This is a genomic window from Thioalkalivibrio sp. (assembly GCF_007692535.1).
Classification (GTDB): domain Bacteria; phylum Pseudomonadota; class Gammaproteobacteria; order Ectothiorhodospirales; family Ectothiorhodospiraceae; genus Thioalkalivibrio.
The window spans coordinates 1-2983 of record NZ_REBW01000009.1 but is presented as its reverse complement, the minus strand read 5'-3'; the positions used below and the strand labels follow the sequence as shown (position 1 = coordinate 2983).

Sequence of the window (2983 nt, the reverse complement as noted above, 5' to 3'; positions counted from 1 at the left end):
GCTACGCTAACCCGACCTACAGAACTATGGAGTGCGGCGGCTTGCCGCCGCTGTCGGGAGCCGGGTGATCCCTGACGCCGAATAGCGGGAGCAAGCTCCCGCACTCCATAAGCGGGGCGGAAGAGGCGCAGGCCGTCGTCCGCCGTCGCGGCGTGGATCCTGGTGCAGGCGTAATCGTGATTTTCACGTTAAGATTCGCAGATGAAAGACGCCATGTTCGAGAGCGACATCCCGGGGCTGCAACTGATCCACCGCGGCAAGGTGCGCGACCTCTATGCGGTGGGCGAGGAGCACCTGCTGATGGTGACCACCGACCGCCTGTCGGCCTTCGACGTGGTGCTGCCCACACCGATCCCCGACAAGGGGCGCATCCTGACCGCGATCACGGTGTTCTGGATGCGCAAGGTCGAGGCCATGCTCCGCATCCCCAACCAGCTGACCGACATCGACCTCGCCCGGGTGGTGCCCGATCCGGCGGTCCGGGCACCGCTCGAGGGCCGCAGCCTGGTGGTGCGGCGTCTGCGGGCGTTGCCGGTGGAAGCAGTCGTGCGCGGGTACCTGATCGGCTCCGGCTGGAAGGACTACCAGGCCTCCGGCGCCGTCTGCGGGATCGACCTTCCGGAGGGCCTGGAACTCGCGGGCCGGCTTCCGGAACCCCTGTTCACGCCGAGCACCAAGGCCGGCGCGGGCGAGCACGACGCCAACATCGACTTCGACAACGTGGTCGACCTGCTCGGTGAAAAGACGGCCGGCGAGGTGCGCGACAGCGCGCTCGCGATCTACGCGATGGCGCGGGAGCACGCGCGGCGCCGGGGCATCCTGATCGCCGACACGAAGTTCGAATTCGGCCAGGATGCACAAGGACGGCTGCACCTGATCGACGAGGTGCTGACGCCGGATTCCTCGCGCTTCTGGCCGGAGGAACGCTACCGGCCCGGGATCAGTCCGGAGTCCTTCGACAAGCAGTTCGTCCGCGACTATCTGGAAGGGCTGGACTGGAACAAGAAGGCCCCCGGCCCGGAGATCCCCGAGGACATCGTTGCGCGCACCGCCGAGCGCTACCGGGAGGCCCTGCGGCGGCTCACCGCGGATCCCGCGTGAAGCCGTTGCGCTCCCCCCGAGTCGGCGGCGGCCTGTTCGTGACGGGCACCGACACCGGCGTCGGAAAGACCTTCATCGCCTGTGCGATCGCACGCAACTGGCGCGCCATCGGCGTCGATGTGGCACCGCGCAAGCCGGTGGAATCAGGCTGCCCGGAACGGGATGGCCACCTGTTCCCCGCCGACGCCGCGCTGCTTGCCGCCGCCGCCGGCTTGCCGGCCTCCCGGATCGGCGAGGTGAACCGCTATCGGCTCGCCGAGCCCCTGGCCCCTGACCTGGCCGCCCGCCTCGCCGGACGGCCGCTCCACCTCGCCGACCTGGTCACCGCCTGCGCCCGGCCCGAGGGTGCCTGGCGCATCACGGAAGGCGCGGGAGGTTTCTATTCGCCGATGTGCGAGGATGGCCTGAACGCCGATCTCGCGCAGGCACTGGGCGATCCCGTGTTGCTCGTGGCGGAAGACCGCCTCGGCACGCTGAGCGGTTGCCTGCTGGCGCTGGAGGCGCTGGACCGGCGCGGGCTGACGCTGGCGGGGATCGTATTGAACCGCCGGCGGGGCGACGCCCACCCGGCCATGGACAACCGGATGACCCTGGCCCAGCGCAGCAGTTGTCCAGTGTGGTCGATTCCCGAGGGAGCGCCCCAGGACGAGGTGGATCAGATGTTCTCGGCGTCGAGTTCCTCGATGGTCAGTCCGCCCGAGCCCGGCTCGGCGGGCTCGAACCCCTGAGGGGGCATGACATCGGGGGCGGCCTCTTCCGGCCGCGCCGGTGCCGCAGGTGCCTGGCGGAAACCGGCCAGGTCCGCGCGCAGCGCGTGCGTGCCCGGGTTGTCGACGCGACGCCCCTCGATGATGTGCACAGGGCGCAGTTTCTCGCCGTAGTAGGCTTCGTTGAAGTCATCCCGGATGCGCAGTCTCGAACCCTCCAGGCTCATTCCGACGTAGGCGCCCTGGGAACGCGCGTAGGACAGGAAATCGGCCGCCACCGTGGCACTGCGACCGGCGCCGACGGGACCCGCCGCCACCGAGGCGTCGCCGCCGAGCCGGAAAGCCGTGGCAAACAGCGAATCCACCGCGTTCTGCGTGCGTGCGACGATCACCACCTCGGCGACCTCGCCGCCGAACTGCACGCCCAGACTCACCGAGCCCAGCGAGTAGAAGGCGACCGGGCTGTAATCGCCGCGGGCCTCGTCCCAGGCCATGAATACGCCGAGCCCGCCCGAGCCGCCGACAAAGAAACCGCCACGGATCACGCGCGGGAAGATCAGCACGCCCTTGGCGGTCCGGAGGTCGTCGAGCAGGACCTCGTAGTCCGGGTGCCTGGCCATCTCGTTCACGGTCTTGCGCGCGTCGTCGATCAACTGCTGGGGATCCACGTCGCGGGTCAGTAACTGTCCCTGCACGGCCCCGGAAAAGGCCCAAAAGACCAGCAGCAACAGCGTGGCAAATCTCTTCATCTGGATACTCCTAAGAACAGGGGTTGACCCCGGCAGCATGCGCCGGAAAGCCTGAACGCCAGTGTAACCCGACGATCCCCGATTGGGTCCTGTGCGCCATTCTCACAAAAAGGGGAGCATACGCTCCCCGTGACACTCCCGGTGACGGGCCGCTCGCAGGCCGGGGCCCGCGAGCGGTCCATTCTCCTGCAGACTGGCTCAGTTGATCTTCGGGTCCAGTTCGCCGGCCTTGTAACGGGCGACCATGGTATCGAGGTTCACCGGCTTGATCTTGGAAGCCATGCCGGCGCAACCGAAGGCCTCGTAGCGGGCCTGGCAGATGCTCTTCATCGCCTTGGTGGAGGCGATCAGGAACTTGCGCGGGTCGAACTCCTTCGGGTTCTCCGCGAGGAACTTGCGGATCGCGCCGGTGGAGGCCATGCGCAG

Annotated in this window: 3 protein-coding genes and 1 pseudogene; 2 read left to right on the top strand and 2 right to left on the bottom strand. The window is 68.3% G+C overall.

Translation table 11 applies throughout. From position 1 onward, the window contains the following. The first annotated feature begins 201 nt into the window (after window positions 1-201). Both EA346_RS00135 and bioD read left to right on the top strand, forming a co-directional pair. Complete coding sequence (locus EA346_RS00135) at window positions 202-1101, top strand: phosphoribosylaminoimidazolesuccinocarboxamide synthase (protein ID WP_296754098.1); 900 nt, start codon at window positions 202-204, stop codon at window positions 1099-1101. After that, on the top strand, window positions 1098-1829 hold the full coding sequence (bioD, locus tag EA346_RS00130; protein ID WP_296754097.1) for a dethiobiotin synthase: 732 nt from the start codon (window positions 1098-1100) through the stop codon (window positions 1827-1829). Before EA346_RS00135 ends, bioD begins: the two co-directional genes overlap by 4 nt. On the opposite strand, the gene EA346_RS00125 is transcribed toward bioD, so the two are convergent. Both EA346_RS00125 and EA346_RS00120 read right to left on the bottom strand, forming a co-directional pair. Continuing rightward, window positions 1757-2557, bottom strand: a complete 801-nt coding sequence (locus tag EA346_RS00125; RefSeq protein WP_296754095.1) for a lipid-binding SYLF domain-containing protein — start codon at window positions 2555-2557, stop codon at window positions 1757-1759. The genes bioD and EA346_RS00125 overlap by 73 nt on opposite strands. Window positions 2558-2755: 198 nt before the next feature. Next, window positions 2756-2983 (bottom strand): annotated as a pseudogene (locus EA346_RS00120) (fructose-1,6-bisphosphate aldolase); the annotation flags it as partial.

What these genes read in the sequence shown, in the direction of transcription:
- EA346_RS00135 (WP_296754098.1), top strand. Translation starts at nt 202, where the DNA reads ATGAAAGACGCCATGTTCGAGAGCGACATCCCGGGGCTGCAACTGATC.
- EA346_RS00125 (WP_296754095.1), bottom strand. Translation starts at nt 2,557, where the DNA reads ATGAAGAGATTTGCCACGCTGTTGCTGCTGGTCTTTTGGGCCTTTTCC.